Annotated in this window: 17 protein-coding genes and 1 tRNA gene; 12 read left to right on the top strand and 6 right to left on the bottom strand. The window is 68.3% G+C overall.

The window, feature by feature from the left end; translation table 11 throughout:
* Positions 1-5 precede the first annotated feature (5 nt).
* Positions 6-635, top strand: a complete 630-nt coding sequence (locus tag PSS76_RS11435) for a GNAT family N-acetyltransferase (protein ID WP_226347404.1) — start codon at positions 6-8, stop codon at positions 633-635.
* 54 nt (positions 636-689) lie between these two features.
* Here the strand turns inward: PSS76_RS11435 and PSS76_RS11430 are convergent, their stop codons facing one another.
* Entirely contained in the window at positions 690-1,439 is a 750-nt protein-coding gene (locus tag PSS76_RS11430) for an MspA family porin (RefSeq protein ID WP_013415198.1), read from the bottom strand.
* Positions 1,440-1,960: 521 nt separating this feature from the next.
* Between PSS76_RS11430 and sepX the strand changes: the two genes are divergently transcribed.
* Both sepX and PSS76_RS11420 read left to right on the top strand, forming a co-directional pair.
* Positions 1,961-2,755 (top strand): divisome protein SepX/GlpR, encoded by a 795-nt coding sequence (gene sepX, locus PSS76_RS11425; RefSeq protein ID WP_022594566.1) that lies wholly within the window; start codon positions 1,961-1,963, stop codon positions 2,753-2,755.
* Between the two features lie 157 nt (positions 2,756-2,912).
* Positions 2,913-2,985, top strand: a tRNA-Ala gene (locus PSS76_RS11420).
* A gap of 89 nt (positions 2,986-3,074) precedes the next feature.
* Here the strand turns inward: PSS76_RS11420 and PSS76_RS11415 are convergent.
* Entirely contained in the window at positions 3,075-3,491 is a 417-nt protein-coding gene (locus tag PSS76_RS11415; protein WP_005514792.1) for a helix-turn-helix domain-containing protein, read from the bottom strand.
* A 234-nt stretch (positions 3,492-3,725) separates the two neighbouring features.
* On the opposite strand from PSS76_RS11415, the gene PSS76_RS11410 reads away from it, so the two are divergent.
* Together PSS76_RS11410 and PSS76_RS11405 are read left to right on the top strand one after the other, a co-directional pair.
* Entirely contained in the window at positions 3,726-3,869 is a 144-nt protein-coding gene (locus PSS76_RS11410) for a hypothetical protein (RefSeq protein ID WP_022594568.1), read from the top strand.
* Positions 3,870-3,999: 130 nt separating this feature from the next.
* A complete protein-coding gene (locus PSS76_RS11405) occupies positions 4,000-4,839 on the top strand; it encodes an SDR family oxidoreductase (RefSeq protein WP_064079126.1) in 840 nt (279 codons plus the stop codon).
* On the opposite strand, the gene PSS76_RS11400 is transcribed toward PSS76_RS11405, so the two are convergent.
* Complete coding sequence (locus PSS76_RS11400) at positions 4,823-5,515, bottom strand: ABC transporter ATP-binding protein (RefSeq protein ID WP_337456207.1); 693 nt, start codon at positions 5,513-5,515, stop codon at positions 4,823-4,825. The two genes, PSS76_RS11405 and PSS76_RS11400, sit on opposite strands and share 17 nt — an antisense overlap.
* Positions 5,516-5,541: 26 nt before the next feature.
* Positions 5,542-6,609 carry an ABC transporter permease gene (locus PSS76_RS11395; protein ID WP_064077140.1) on the bottom strand — a complete coding sequence of 356 codons (1,068 nt, stop codon included), beginning with the start codon at positions 6,607-6,609 and terminating at the stop codon, positions 5,542-5,544.
* 128 nt (positions 6,610-6,737) lie between these two features.
* On the opposite strand from PSS76_RS11395, the gene PSS76_RS11390 reads away from it, so the two are divergent.
* From PSS76_RS11390 to PSS76_RS11380, 3 genes are read left to right on the top strand one after another with little or no spacing between them, the layout of a single operon-like run.
* Positions 6,738-7,946 carry a sensor histidine kinase gene (locus PSS76_RS11390; RefSeq protein WP_022594576.1) on the top strand — a complete coding sequence of 403 codons (1,209 nt, stop codon included), beginning with the start codon at positions 6,738-6,740 and terminating at the stop codon, positions 7,944-7,946.
* Entirely contained in the window at positions 7,943-8,569 is a 627-nt protein-coding gene (locus PSS76_RS11385; RefSeq protein WP_081187421.1) for a response regulator, read from the top strand. The genes PSS76_RS11390 and PSS76_RS11385 overlap by 4 nt, the downstream gene beginning before the upstream one ends.
* Before the next feature lie 22 nt (positions 8,570-8,591).
* Positions 8,592-9,101 (top strand): DUF2505 domain-containing protein, encoded by a 510-nt coding sequence (locus tag PSS76_RS11380; RefSeq protein WP_084870469.1) that lies wholly within the window; start codon positions 8,592-8,594, stop codon positions 9,099-9,101.
* An 11-nt stretch (positions 9,102-9,112) separates the two neighbouring features.
* On the opposite strand, the gene soxR is transcribed toward PSS76_RS11380, so the two are convergent.
* Positions 9,113-9,574, bottom strand: coding sequence for a redox-sensitive transcriptional activator SoxR (soxR, locus tag PSS76_RS11375; protein WP_269151780.1), 462 nt, complete (start codon positions 9,572-9,574; stop codon positions 9,113-9,115).
* Between the two features lie 91 nt (positions 9,575-9,665).
* Between soxR and PSS76_RS11370 the strand changes: the two genes are divergently transcribed.
* Positions 9,666-10,892: an arginine deiminase gene (locus PSS76_RS11370; RefSeq protein ID WP_084845583.1), complete on the top strand. Its 1,227-nt coding sequence runs from the start codon at positions 9,666-9,668 to the stop codon at positions 10,890-10,892.
* A gap of 11 nt (positions 10,893-10,903) precedes the next feature.
* Here PSS76_RS11370 and arsC read toward each other — a convergent pair whose 3' ends face one another.
* Entirely contained in the window at positions 10,904-11,260 is a 357-nt protein-coding gene (arsC, locus tag PSS76_RS11365) for an arsenate reductase (glutaredoxin) (protein WP_069856146.1), read from the bottom strand.
* An 81-nt stretch (positions 11,261-11,341) separates the two neighbouring features.
* Here arsC and PSS76_RS11360 point away from each other — a divergent pair, with 81 nt between their 5' ends.
* The 3 genes from PSS76_RS11360 to PSS76_RS11350 are packed head-to-tail and all read left to right on the top strand — an operon-like array spanning position 11,342 to position 12,909.
* Positions 11,342-12,028 (top strand): SDR family oxidoreductase, encoded by a 687-nt coding sequence (locus PSS76_RS11360; RefSeq protein WP_064077143.1) that lies wholly within the window; start codon positions 11,342-11,344, stop codon positions 12,026-12,028.
* Between the two features lie 39 nt (positions 12,029-12,067).
* Positions 12,068-12,427 (top strand): GntR family transcriptional regulator, encoded by a 360-nt coding sequence (locus tag PSS76_RS11355; RefSeq protein ID WP_005514780.1) that lies wholly within the window; start codon positions 12,068-12,070, stop codon positions 12,425-12,427.
* Positions 12,428-12,480: 53 nt separating this feature from the next.
* A complete protein-coding gene (locus PSS76_RS11350) occupies positions 12,481-12,909 on the top strand; it encodes a DoxX family protein (RefSeq protein ID WP_005514778.1) in 429 nt (142 codons plus the stop codon).
* Positions 12,910-12,959 lie beyond the last annotated feature (50 nt).

The raw sequence follows: 12,959 nt of genomic DNA, 5'->3' as shown, positions 1-12,959 counted from the left end.
GATCGGTGCATCCTGGATGGCCTGCCCGGGTCGGGCCGCTGCGGGTGACGGCGGGCCGGGTAACGCTGCGGCCCATCCGGTTACGTGATGCGGCGACGTGGAGTCGGCTGCGCATCGTCAATCGGGAGCATCTCGAGCCGTGGGAGCCCACCGGGCAGGCGCCGTGGGACGATCGGCACCATGTCACCGTCTGGCCGGGCCTGTGTTCGAGCCTGCGCTCCGAGGCCCGCAAAGGCCGCATGCTGCCGATGGTCATCGAACTCGACGGTCGCTACTGCGGCCAGATCACGGTCGGCAACATCATCCGAGGCGCCCTGAGTTCGGCGTGGATCGGCTACTGGGTCACGAAGGACGTCGGCGGCCAGGGGGTGGCGACCGCCGCCCTCGCACTCGGTTTGGACCACTGCTTCGGTCCCATGGGACTGCATCGCGTGGAAGCCACCGTTCGCCCGGAAAACGTTGCGAGCCGGGCAGTTCTGGAACACGCCGGGTTCCGGGAGGAGGGATTGCTGCGCCGCTACCTCGACGTCGACGGCCAATGGCGGGACCACCTGCTGGTGGCGATGACGGTGGAAGAGGTTCCGGGCTCGATCTCCGACCGGTTGGTGCGGGCCGGACGCGCCACGTGGGGCTGACGGCCGAGCGACCCCGCCGGGGCCCGACGCCCGACGAGGCCGCTCGGCCGCGGATCACACGATGACGGGCGGGCCGTAACTGACGACGACGTCGTCGGCGATATCGGTCGACGCGGTGAAGATCGCGTAGGACCGCACCGACACCGTGCCGAGGGCGTGATTGACCTCGAGGTGCACGTCGCGCAGCGTGATGGCGCACTGCGTCGACTTGCACTCCTTCTTCTGGACCGGGACGGTCGCGATGGTGCCGGGCGCGATCTGCGTCGAGAGGTTGCCCTCGACCGGTGTCTCGACGCCCAGCTCGAGGGCCTGCCCGTTGAACAGTTCCACTACCGCCGGGACCTCCGGGTCGGCGGTCAGGATCAGATTCTCGGAGACCTCCGGAATGAAGACGGCGCCCGGCGTGACGCCGGCGTTGCCGGTGATGACGGCGCCGTTCGAAACGTCGGCCTGGTAGCCGATCTGGTAGCCGACCTCGAGGGTGCCGCCGGTGTACGGCGAGCCGCCGTTGCCACTCACCGTGGCGAGCGCCCGCTGGCTCGCGAAGAGGTCGCGCGTGAACTGGTTGCCCGAGAGCGGTTGCACGCTGTTGATGGATTGCCCCGTCTGCTCGACGGTGAGATCCCAGCCGTCGAAGCTCACGGTGTGCGCGGAGGTGTTCTCCTGCTGGGTCACGGCGGCGCCCGCGGTGCCTACGGCGCCCGCCAGCAGCAGGGCCGCCGAGCCGGCGACGACCGCGGTGGCCGAGCGCGTGAAGGAGCGGCGGCGAAAGTGGCGAAGTAAAGACCGGCGATTCGCATGCATGGGAATTCCTCGTCTTCTCCTGTTGCGCGACCGGTGGGAAATCCCGGCCTCGGGCGGTGTGGACAGGCCGCTTCGCGAGCGCCTGTCCCGGTTGCAGTATTGGGGCTGAATCACTGATCCGTAAGATTTTGGCGACTTGTTTTCCTAGATTTGATCAAGGGTCGCTAACGATTTGGAATCGACCGCACAATTTGTCGCTTTTCTGCGGCGGCCGAAGGTCGATTGCAGCTCGCTGTGCCGTTTCGCGGCAGATGTCGGGTCAGCTGCCGCCGGCGGGCCGGGCCTGCCACCGTGCGGCGCCTCGGTGGGGCGTCGTTTGCTGGGTGGACCCGGGACGGCGCGGGGTGCAAGGAATCTCGAGGCTGCAATTTCTTCCTCGAGAGGTGATAATCGAGTGACGGGTGTGACACCTGCGAAACTTGAGTCGGCGCGTCTGCGACGATTCGTGCCTCGCTGCCACTACCCTGAACGGGTCATTGGCGACATCAGTGCTGGTAGACGAATGGGAGGAGGCCGCCGGTATGCCGAGTTCCTCGATCATCTGGATCGCGCTCGTCGCCGTCTGGCTGTTCGTCCTTGTTCCGATGCTTGTCAGCAGGCGGCCTCGGATCCGGCAGACAACCGACGCAGCCCTCGCGACTCGAGTGCTGTTTCAAGGCGGGGCGAAGCGGACGGCGCGGGGTCCCGCGGCCGGGCACCGCAGCGACCCGAACTGGCGACCGGCACCGGATTTCGGTGACACCCACAGCGACGACCACCATGGCACGGACGCGGAGGATCGAATGAACGCTCACGCCGACGACGACCCGAGGGCGCGCGACCGCGGCGCCGCGGGAGAGTACGTACCGGACCGACGCGGCCGGGGTGGATTCGACCCCGAGGCCGACGCGATCGCCCGCGCGGCCCGATACCAGTTCCGTCAGCGTTCCGTGCTGGGATTGGTGTTCGCTTCCCTGCTCACGGCCGGGTTGGCCGTGGCACTCACCCCCGTCATGTGGTGGGTCTTTGCGCTGACGTTCGTCGGACTGGGGTTCTATCTGGCATATCTGCGCCGACAGGTGCACATGGAGCAGGCCATTCGTCGCCGCCGGATGGCCCGGGTCGGCCGGTCGCGACTCGGTGTGGAGTCGCTCTCCGACGACGAACTTCGCCTCGTCCCGTCGCGGTTGCGCCGGCCCGGCGCAGTGGTCCTCGAGGTCGACGACGGGGACCCGGCGTTCGACCACCTCGACTACTACGACGCGGAGGCGGCCGAGTACGGGTACGACGACAGCCGTTACCGAGACGAGGATCTGCGCAGAGCGTCGGGACAGTAGTCCGACAGGTTTTGCGAAGGGCGTCCGATCACCGATCGGGCGCCCTTCGCGTTGTCGGGTGTCGGCGCGAATTGTGGCCGCTGACCAGCCGATTCGTTATCCGGAGGCATGTCCTGTTAGAGTTTCGGAGCGGTCAGGGAACGATGGACCGTGGTTCGGGGCTGTGGCGCAGTTGGTAGCGCGCTTCGTTCGCATCGAAGAGGTCAGGGGTTCGATTCCCCTCAGCTCCACCGGAAAGAAGGCCCCCTCCCTCGGGAGGGGGCCTTCTTCGTGTTTCTCCCGATCCCGGGCGGGGTTCACCGACTCACCGGGACCGTGGTCAGCGTGAAGCGTCCGGGGGGATCTCCGGTAGGCCCTCCGCTGCGCGCAGCTTCTCCGCGAGCGTCGTCAACAGCGTCTGGGACTCTTCGGACAGATCGAATGCACGGGTCGCGAGCCTGCGCAGCCCGTAGCCCTGCAACTGGTTGAGCAGCTCGAGATCGTGATCGATCTTGGAGGCGTAGATGTCGTTGAAGAAGTACGCCGGCTTGACCTTGAAGAACTTCGCGAAGGCGGCCACGGTCTCGTCCGACGGATTGCTTCGCTGGCCGGAGCGCAGCTGCGAGATGTACGGCTTGGAGATCTTGTGTCCGTCCGCGATGAGGGCGTTCGCCACTTCTGCGTTGGTGTGCGGCTTCCGGCCCGGGGGATGGACGGTCTCGAAGAGCTTGTTCAGCCGTGCGGCGAAATCAGACATCGCGACGATAGTAGCACCGGTGATAGCCAATCGGTAGCTCGAAAGTGTCGACTGGTCAGGCGTTCGGCGTGTTCGTTGAATGGCCCGGACGGGATGGTAATTGCGGCGGCGCTACTCGAATAGCTTCGCCGTTGCTCGAATTCTCTTCCGGCAATTCCGGCGCTCTGCCGGTCAATTCCGGCCCGGCTGGCGAACCCCGGCCACACCGGGGAGACTTGTGACATGGACCGCAGAATGAGCGACAACGAATTGCGCAGGGCGATTCGCGTGCTGCGCGATCGGGCGGACGACGCCCGAAGCCACGGACGCCCCGAGGACGCGGACGGCATCGAGAGAACCATCCGCGACTACCAGGACGAGATGGCGCAGCGCCTCTGAGAAGAGGGCCCCTCGGAGTCCGATTCGCGCTGCCCCCGCGCCGACGCCTCGTTCGGCGCGGATGCCTCGTGTGCGACGTACACTGCCGGGACTGGACGGACCGATCGGCGAAGGCGGGGGACGGCAGACGATGGCGATCAGAACACTCGACGGGAAGAAGTGTCTCGTCACCGGTGCGGCCAGTGGGATCGGGCGGGCGACCGCCGTCGCGGCGGCGGGCAGAGGCGCGGAGTTGGTGCTCACCGACGTGAACGAGGTCGGTCTGGCGGAGACCGTCGCGCTGTGCGGTGGTGCGGGTGGGAAGGTGTTGTCCGCGCGCGCTTTCGACATCACCGACTTCGACGCCGTCACCGACTTCGCGAACGACGTGCACGAGGAGTTCGGCAGTCTCGACGTGGTCATGAACGTCGCCGGGATCTCTGCGTGGGGCACGGTGGAAAATCTCGAGCATCGGCACTGGAAGTCGATGGTCGACGTCAATCTGATGGGCCCCATCCACGTCATCGAGCGCTTCGTGCCGCCGATGATCGCGGCCGGCCGCGGGGGACACCTCGTGAACGTCTCGTCCGCGGCCGGGTTGCTGGCGCTGCCGTGGCATGCGGCGTACAGCGCCGGCAAGTTCGGGTTGCGTGGAGTGTCGGAGGTCCTGCGGTTCGACCTCAAGCGGCACGGTATCGGCGTGAGCCTGGTGGTCCCGGGTGGCGTGAAGACACCCCTGGTCGAAACGGTGCAGATCGCGGGCATCGACAGACAGGACCCGCGCGTGCAGAAGCTCACCCGGCGTTTCGAGAAGCACGCCGTCACGCCCGAGAAGGTGGCCGACTGCATCCTGGCCGGGATCGTGAAGAACCGTTTCCTGGTCTACACGTCGAACGACATCCGATTCGGATACTGGTGGGCCCGGAAGTTCGCCCCGCCGTACGAGTTCGTGATGCAGAAGGCCAACGACCGGTTCAGTTCACTGCTGTAGCGATCGGGCGCGGCCGCAGCGCACCGCTGTGCATCTCGAACGCGGCGTCGACGAGATCGAGTTGGCTCAGGTCGTGGGTCACCATGACCGTCGCGACGGATCGTTCGCGGCTCAGGTCCGCCAACAGCGCGACGATCTCCCGGCTGCGTTCCTCGTCGAGGGCCGACGTGGGCTCGTCGACCAGGAGCACCGCGGGGTCGTTGACGAGTGAGCGGGCGATCGCGACCCGCTGTCGCTGCCCACCGGAGAGCTGGTTCGGCCGCCGGTCGAGCTGGCCCTCGAGACCGAGGCTGCTGAGCAGGTCTCGGGCGCGGCGCCGGCTCTCGCGCACCTTGCCGCCGTTCAGATGCGTGATCATCTCGAGTTGCTCGGTGGCGGTGAGGGACGGCAGCAGGTTCGACTGCTGGAACACGAAACCGAGCTTCTCGCGCCGCACGTCGGTGCGGGCGCCGCGGTCGAGGCCCGTGACATCGGTGCCGTCGATCCTGACGGCGCCGGAATCCGGCGTGGTCAGCAACCCTGCGACGGCCAGGACGCTCGACTTGCCAGATCCGGACGGTCCGGTCACGGCGACCAGTTCCCCGCGGCTCACGTGGAGACTCACGTCGTCGAGGGCGCGCAGGCGGGTGTCGCCGTCGGGGTAGGTGAGGACGATGTCACGCAGGTCGATGCTCATGGGAAACCTTTCGTGGAGGGGGCGGCTCAGCGGGCGGTCGCGAGCGCGGACTGCGGGTCGATGGAGACGATGCGGGCCAGGGCGGCGGTCGCACCCACCATGCCCATCACGATCAATGCGACGAACGGGACGAGGGTGCCCGTCAGGGTCAGCGTGAAGGGCACGAACTGCGACGCGATGGCGCCGAGTCCCGCCGCGGCGAGGGCGCCGAGGCCGGCGCCGAGGACGAGCACGATCAGCGACTGGCCGAGTGCATCCTTGAGCAGGTACTTCGTGGAGGCGCCGACGGCCTTGAGGACCGCGAGGTCCTGGCTGCGCTGGATGGTCCAGACGGTGAAGAACGCGCCGACCACCAGGGCACTGACCGTCATGAGCATCGCCTGCATGAGGAGCAGCGAGCCCCGCTCGGACGTGTAGGAGCCGATCGCGTCGAGCGCACCCTTCTGGTCGGTGATCGACGTGCCGGTCGCGGCGGCAGCACCGTCGGCGTCGAACCCGCCCGACGTGCGCAGCGCGACGACGGTGCCGTCGCTGCCGCCCGCGGACGGCAGCTGCGTCCACACCCCGTGGTCGATCCACACCACGGGCTGATGGCTGTAGAGGGAGTCGTCGACGAGTGCGGTGATCGTGAACGTCTGGGCACCGATGGTGATTCGGCTACCGGCGTCCCAGCCGTTGTCCTTCGCGAGATCGGCGTCGACGGCGGCCGAACCGGCATCGAGCGGTACGGGGGCGGCGAAGGAATCGCCGTCGACTCCGAACGCGGAGGCGGCCACCTCCCTGCTGCCGTTGCTGATCCGGACCGGCGCGATGCCGACGATCGCGGCCTCGTCGACACCGGCCGTCGCGGCCAGAGCGTCGCGCTGTTGTTCGGTGACGGTGGATTCGCCGAACGAGAGCGACTGGCCCTCTGCGGGTTCACCGAACGCGAAGTTGTCGGCGCCGATGTGCTGGACGGCGGCGATCGATTGGTTGCCCAGCCCCGTGGTCAGCCCCGACAGCATGACGACCATCAGGGAGATCAGGAACAGGGCCGAGCTCATGAGGGCGAACCGGCCCTTGGCGAAGCGGAGATCTCGAATACTGAGGAACATGTGATCCAGCGTCGCGGAGAAGGGGTGGTCGGGGCATCGCGCATCGGTTGACTTCCCCGGTCCATCGAAAGTAGGAGTCCGTGCTTGGCGGCGGCGAGCGTGGGATCGGCGGTGTTAGCGTGAGTGAAATGCAGACCTCCGACGCGTACCATCCCGGCGGTGTCGCCCCAGTGCTGCGCGCCATGCAGATCGGCGCGCACTTCCTCTTCCTGCTCCTGCTCGCGATCGGTGTCGGACGGGTTCTCGTCACGAAGGGCGCCGACGGTTGGTGGATCGTCGCGATCGCGGTCGCGGAACTGCTCTGGTACGGCTGCGGAGTGCTCTTCGCCCGTGGCGCGCGAAACGGCGGGGCCGTCGACAAGGCGTCCGGGCGGTCGTGGCTGGGCATCCTCGTCCTCGGCTGGCTGGCGCTCGTGGTCTCGGACCCCAACTTCGTCTGGCTCGTGTTCGCGCTGTTCTTCCTGTGCTTCCACCTGCTGACGATTCCGCAGGCGTTCGGAGCGACCGTGGCGCTCACGGCGGTGTCGATCACGGCGAGCCTGTGGCACGGCGTCACCGAGACGGTGCCGTCGATCGTGGGGCCGCTCATCGGTGCGGCCGTCGCCGCGGGCATGGCGACGGTGTACCAGTTGCTGGTGCGGGAGGCCGCCGAACGACAGCTGCTGGTCGACGAACTCACCGAGGCGCATCGCGAACTCCTGGGCGCACAGGACGAACTGGGCGCCCTGCAACGCGAATCCGGTGCCCTGGAGGAACGTTCACGGCTCGCCCGGGACATCCACGACACCCTCGCGCAGGGCTTCTCGTCGATCCTGCTGCTGGCCCGCGCGGGCCGGCGCGGCAACGACGCCGCGCCGATCTTCGACCAGATCGCCGATACCGCGCAGGAGAATCTGGTGGAGGCTCGCCGGGTGGTGGCGGCGCTCGCGCCCGCCGACCTGGAATCGGCGCCCCTCGAGTCGGCGTTGCGGCGCCTGGTCGCCCAACTCGGCGACCAGACCGGCATCATCGGTGAAGTGCACACCGACGGCGAGGACGTCCCCCTGCCGATGGACTATGACGTCGCGTTGCTGCGGGTCGCGCAGAGTTCGCTTGCGAACGTCCGCCTGCATTCGCGGGCGCAGCGGGTGCGGGTGACACTCACCTACGAGGCGGACGAGGTGCGCCTGGACGTCGTCGACGACGGGATCGGTTTCGATACCCGCGAGGCCGGTGGATTCGGTCTGCGGGCCATGCGCGAGCGACTCGCGGAGTTGGGAGGAACGTTGGTCGTGGAGAGTGCTCCGAACGACGGGACTGCGGTTGCCGCAACACTTCCGGTGGGGAGGCCGCTGTGAGTGGCGTGCGGGTGCTTCTGGTCGACGACCATCCCGTCGTGCGAGCGGGACTGCGCGCCCTGCTCGCGTCGCACGACGGTGTGGACGTGGTGGCGGAGGCGTCGTCGGGCGAGGAGGCGGTGGCGCTGGCCGGGAGCACCGAACCCGACGTCGTGCTGATGGATCTTCGGCTCGGCGCCGGCCTGGACGGTGCGGGGGCGACGGCACGGATCACCGCGGCCGACAATCCACCGCGTGTCGTCGTGCTCACCACCTACGACACCGACGCCGACATCCTGCGCGCGGTGGAGGCGGGTGCCTCCGGATACCTGCTCAAGGACACGGCGCCGGAGGTGCTGATCGAGTCGGTGTTCGCGGCGGCGCGAGGTGACACGGTGTTGGATCCGGATGTGGCGCAACGGCTCTACCGGCGTATGCAGCAGCCGAGAGTGGAGCTCAGCGGCCGGGAGGTCGAGGTTCTGGACCTGGTGGCGCAGGGACTGTCGAACCGGGCCATCGCGAAGCAGTTGTTCGTGAGCGAGGCCACCGTCAAGTCCCATCTGGTACATGCGTTCACGAAACTCGGTGTCGACAGTCGCACCGCTGCGGTGGCCGCGGCCCGCGAACGGGGCCTGATCACCTGACTGATCGGGTAGCGTCCGACGCATGCCGAAGCGTTTCGAGTTCTCGGCCGAGTTCGCGCATCCGGTGGAGCGTGTGTACGCCGTGCTGACCGACGAAGCCTACTGGCGCGGGCGACTGGCTCCCGACTCGCGCGCAGCCGTGCAGGTGGTCGACTCCCTCGACGGGGACGGGCGGCCACTGGTGACGGTGACGATGACCGAGACGGTCGATTCGGCCAGTTTTCCGGCGTTGGTGCGCAAGGCAGTTCGCGGTGAGATGCGTATGCAGCGTGTCGACTCGTGGAGTCCTGTCGGCGACGGCCGGGCGTCGGGTCGGGTCGAGGGGACGTCGACGGGCATACCGGTCGTGATCCGCGGCGACTACGACCTGGGCCCGCACGCGGGCGGCGCGCTGCTCGCGGTGCGCGGAACGATCACCGCGAAGGTCCCCGTGATCGGAGGCAGCATCGAGACCCTCGCCCGCCAGATGGTGGGGCAGATGGTGATCCGAGACCGTGACGAGGTGCTGCGCCGACTCACCGACGCCGGCTGAGTGCGGGCGGGTCAGTCGATCTCGACATCGATGACCCGCGCCCCGGGCCCCTCGGTGCCGAGTTCGTCGTGCGGGTTGGCGAGAGTGCAACTCGCCAGGGACAGGCACCCGCAGCCGATGCAGTTGGTGAGGTCGTCGCGCAGCCGGGTGAGTTGTTCGATGCGCCGGTCGAGGTCGGCGTGCCAGCGGCTCGACAGCCGCGCCCAGTCGCTGCGGTTGGGGGTGCGGCCGTCCGGGAGGGTGGACAGTGCCTCCCGGATCTCGGCGAGCGGTATCCCGACTTTCTGGGACAGCCGGACGAACGCGACCCTGCGCAGCACGTCGCGCTTGTAGCGGCGCTGGTTGCCGCTGGTCCGCCGGCTCGAGATGAGGCCCTCGCGTTCGTAGAAGTGCAGCGCCGAGACCGCCACCCCGCTGCGCTCCGACAGCTGTCCGGGCGTGAGTTCCCTGGTGTTCCAATCCGGCATTTCCACTCCGTCCACCCTTCCCGTGCGCCAACCTCGACAATACTCGAGGATTGGGGCGTGGGATGCCGTCCGACGCGGGCGGTACTACCGTTTACCCATGAGCGTGCAGGAGCCGGCGAAACCGGGGGTCGACACCGAGGTGGGCGCGCTGCGCACGGTGCTGCTGCACCGTCCCGGCGACGAACTGCGCAGACTGACCCCGCGCAACAACGACCAACTGCTCTTCGACGGCCTGCCCTGGCTGGACCGCGCGCAGGAAGAGCACGACGCGTTCGCCGACGTGCTTCGCGGGCGCGGAGTGGAGGTGCTGCTGCTCGCCGACCTGCTGGCCGAGACGCTCACCACGAGCGGTGCGGCACGGATGCAGGGCATTTCGGCGGCCGTCGACCCGCGCAAACTGGGGCACGCACTCGCGCAGGACCTCGCCGCGCACCTGCGCGGGATTCCCGCGGCCGACCTGGCCGACGTCCTCACCGCCGGGATGACGTTCGACGAGTTGCCGATCGGCACCGGTGCCGCGACCCCCTCGCTGGTCCGGTTGATGCACCACGGCGGCGACTTCGTTATCGACCCACTGCCGAACCTGCTGTTCACGCGGGATTCGTCGTTCTGGGTGGGCGGCCGCTTCGCGATCACGACCCTCGCCCTGCCGGCGCGGGCGCGCGAGGCGTCGCTCACCGACCTCATCTATGCGCATCACCCGCGCTTCCGCGGGGTGCGGCGGGCCTACGAATCGCACACCGCCCCGGTGGAAGGCGGCGACGTCCTGCTGCTCGCCCCCGGGGTGATCGCGGTCGGCGTGGGGGAGCGGACTACGCCGGCCGGTGCCGAAGCGTTGGCGCGCAGCGTCTTCGAGGACGGACTGGCGCACACCGTGCTGGTGGTGCCGATCGAGCAACGGCGGGCGTCCATGCACCTCGACACCGTCCTGACGATGGTCGACACCGATGCGGTCGTGATGTACCCGGCTGTTCGGGAAACCCTGTCGGCCTTCACGATCCGCAGCCTGGACGGAAGCGCGCGGATCAGCGGCCCGGAGCCCTTCCTCGAGGCCGCCGCGGCCGCGATGGGGATCGGGAAGCTGCGGGTGATCGACACCGGACTCGATCACGTCACCGCCGAGCGCGAGCAGTGGGACGACGGCAACAACACGCTCGCGCTCGCGCCCGGCGTCGTGGTCGCCTACGAGCGCAACGTCGAGACCAACGCGCGAATGGAGGCATCGGGCATCGAGGTGTTGCGAATCTCCGGCTCCGAGTTGGGGTCCGGGCGGGGCGGACCGCGCTGTATGTCGTGTCCGATAGCACGCGATCCGCTGCCCTGAGCCCACGGCGGTCAGAGGATCTCGCGCACCTTCTCGTACGGCCGCGCCAGCACGGTGCCGCGGTCGGTCACGACGATGGGCCGTTCGATGAGGATCGGGTTGTCGACCATCGCGTCGAGCAGTTCGTCCTCGGAGGCGCTCGCGAGGCCGAGTTCCTTGTAGACGGCCTCCTTCTTTCGGATCGCCTCGCTCGGGCGCAGGCCCGCGTCGTCGAGCAGTTTGCGCAGTCCGTCCCGCGAAGGCGGCGTCTCGAGGTACTTGACGACGGTCGGCTCGAGGCCTGCTTCCTCGATGAGTTTCAACGTGTTCCGCGACGTGCTGCAGCGGGGATTGTGATAGATCGTTGCGTTCTTTGCGGTACCTGCCATGCCTGCCATTCTGCACGGGGACAATGGATGACGGAGCATGGAGACCAGCTAGTCACGAACTCAGCGTGAGGAGTGTTGGACATGACCGATCGACGCATCGTCATCGCCGGCGGGCACGGCAAGATCGCCAGGCACCTGATCAAGGAGTTGACCGCGTCGGGCGACCGCGCGGTGGCACTGATCCGAAACCCGGACCACGTGGGCCCGGTGCGGGCGCTCGGTGCGCTGCCGGTGGTGATCGACCTCGAAACCGCGACCGTCGACGAGGTGGCGGACGTCGTCCGTGGTGCCGACGCGGTCGTGTTCGCGGCCGGCGCCGGACCGGGCAGCGGCGCGGACCGGAAGGACCGCGTCGATCGCGGCGCCGCGGTCCTCATGGCCGATGCCGCCGAGCGGGCCGGGGTGCGGAGGTTCATCCAGGTCAGCTCCTTCGGCGCCGGTGAGCCGATTCCCGACGGCACCGACGAGGTGTTCGCGGCTTACCTCGTCGCGAAGACCGCCGCCGAGGACGACCTGAGGCGGCGGGACGGCCTGGACTGGACGATCCTGCGGCCCGGAGGACTCACCGACGACGATCCGACGGGCGAGGTCACGTTGACGGAGCCGCCGCTCGAACGCGGCACGGTGCCACGCGGCGATGTCGCAGCCGTCATCGCCGCGTTGCTCGCGTCGGACGGGGACGGCCGTCCGCCGCGTGCGGTCCGGCGCACGCTGATGCTCACGGAGGGGTCGTTCTCCATTGAGGACGCCCTCGCCGCGTTACCGTGAATCCACTCGACAGGGGGCGGATGAGCAGGAAGGGGAGTCGTGGACATCGAGATCGACCACGCGTCGTCGACGCCGCCGTTCGAGCAGTTGCGCACGCAGATACTCGAACTCGTCAAGTCCGAGCGGCTCGTGGCCGGCACCAAGATCCCGACTGTTCGGGGCCTGGCGTCCCAACTCCACATCGCGCCGAACACCGTCGCGCGAACCTATCGGGAGCTCGAGCAACTCGGGGTCATCGAGACACGTGGACGGCTCGGCTCCTTCGTGGCGGCGTCCGGCGATCCCACGCGAGCCAAGGCGCAGGAAGCCGCGACCGAGTACGCCCGGGTGGTTCGTCGGCTGGGAATCTCGGACGCGGATGCCGTGGCGTTCGTGGCGAGCGCCCTCGAGGGAGCCTGAGCCTGTAGGCGCTTAGGTTGACGCTTCAACTTAATCTGTGTCAGGGTGGGGTCATGAACTCCACCGTGTTCCGTGACGTCAGTCTGCTCATCGCCCGGCTGGGCCTCGGCGTGATCTTCATCGCGCACGGGTGGCAGAAGTTCTCCACGTGGGGCATCGACGGCACCCAGGCCGCCTTCGCCGGCATGGACGTGCCGCTGGCCGACGTCTCCGCGATCGTCGCCGCGACGATCGAGTTGGTGGGCGGCATCGCCCTGCTCGTCGGATTCGCCACCCGGGTAGCCGGCGTCCTGCTCTTCCTGAACATGCTCGGCGCGTTCTTCATCGTGCACGTCGGCAACGGCATCTTCGTCGGTGACGGCGGCTACGAACTGGTCCTGGCGCTCGGGGTCGCATCGCTGCTGATCGCGGGTGTCGGTGCGGGCCGGTTCAGCGTCGACGCCGTCGTCGGGAAGAGGTCGCGGGTGCTGTCCGCCTCCTGACCTGTCGTCTACACACACCCGGAACTCGCCACGGCGGGCTCCGGGTGCTT

This window comes from Prescottella sp. D32 (assembly GCF_037287305.1).
Classification (GTDB): domain Bacteria; phylum Actinomycetota; class Actinomycetes; order Mycobacteriales; family Mycobacteriaceae; genus Prescottella; species Prescottella equi.
This window is presented reverse-complemented; position numbering and strand designations above follow the sequence as displayed.